Here is a 1,474-nt window from a genome sequence, read left to right as displayed (position 1 = left end):
CCGGCACCACCACACCCGAATCGTTCCAACCAGTCAGCACCCGCTCACGCTCACCACCCGGCAGAAACACCTCCCGCGCATCACCCTCCACATCCGCAGCCATCGACTCCAACACCGACCGGTACATCGACGCCAAACGGTCGACACCCTCCCGGCCGAGCACCTGGGGGTTGACCGTGAGCAGCAGGCCGCTGCCTCGGGCAGCCACGGCCAGACCGAACTCGGTAGCGCCTTCGCCGTCACCGGAGTCGGTGTCGACGACATCGGACTCCGCTTGCGCGTCGGCCAGGTCGAGATAACTGAAGCGGACGTCGAGGAGCCTCGTTCCGTCGCTCAGCTCCCGCTGCATCACCGGCATCGGGAAGCGGCGGTGCGGCCAGAGCGCGCCTTCCTGGTCGAACACCTGGCGGATCAACTCGCGCCAGGTCTTCGCACCCCGCTCGTAGGCGAACGGCACAGTATTGAGGTACATGCCGTACACCCGCTCGGCGCCCACCACCTCGGGCCGGCCGCTGGACACCAGGCCGGTGTAGAACGAGTTCTCGGTGGTGAGCTGGCTCATCACCTTCAGGTGCGCCGCGTGCAGCACGGCTTTGAGTGACGTTCCCGTGCTGCTCGCGGCAGAGCGCAGCGCGGGAGTGAGGCCGGTGAGCGGTACGTGCACGGTGTTCGCCCGTCCCGGCTCGGGGTCGCCCCAACCGGCGGGCAGCTCGAACCGGGCGTGGGTGCCGAGGATGTCGCGCCAGTAGTCACGGTCCTCGTCCGACGCCATGGACGCCAGCTCGGCGGCGACGAAGTCCGCGTAACGGACGGCGGGAACCGCGACTGCCGCCAGCGTCTCGCCGCTGCGTACCCGCAGGTACCCCTCGACGATGTCGCTGAGCAGCGTGCGGTGACTCCAGCCCTCCGTAATGGGGTGGCAGACACTCACGGAAAGCCACCAGGCTTCGTCGGACTCGACGAGCGCGGAGACACGGAGCAGGGGTGCGCGGGACAGATCGAACGTCTCCGCCCGTTCGGCGTCGATGTGCGCCCGGCGGGCCTCGGCCTGCTGCTCGGCGTCCAGGGCGCGCAGATCATGCACGGTCACCGGAATGACGGCGCTCGCGTGGATCAGCTGGAGCGGCACCTCGAAGCCTTCGAGGTCGAAGGAGGCACGGAGCATCTCGTGGCGCTCGACCACGGCCTGCCCGGCGCGCCGCAACGCGTCCACGTCGAACGGCCGGCCGTCCTTGATCCGGAACGCCGTGGTGTTGTGGTACTTGTTCAGGCCCTCGTCGGCGAGCATTTCGACCAGCATGCCGAGCTGCACCTGCGCCAGCGGGAAGGCGTCCACCAGGCCCTCCGGCAGCTTCGCCCTGTCCTCCGCTCCGATCAACGCGAACGGTGCGACGACGGTGGTCTCGGCGACCGGCTCGGTGCCGGCGAGCGCGGTGGCGAGTCCGGCGACCGTACGGTGCTGGAACACGTCCCG

General features: G+C 69.2%; 1 protein-coding gene. It reads right to left on the bottom strand.

What is annotated here, in order from left to right; genetic code table 11:
- A partial coding sequence (locus AC07FK_RS34090; protein WP_479108771.1) for a condensation domain-containing protein occupies positions 1 to 1,474 on the bottom strand: 1,474 nt, incomplete at both ends.

It is taken from the genome of Streptomyces sp. NPDC046122 (genome assembly GCF_056429965.1).
The sequence above is the reverse complement of the archived record's forward strand: the minus strand, read 5'-3'. Positions and strand labels throughout refer to the sequence as shown.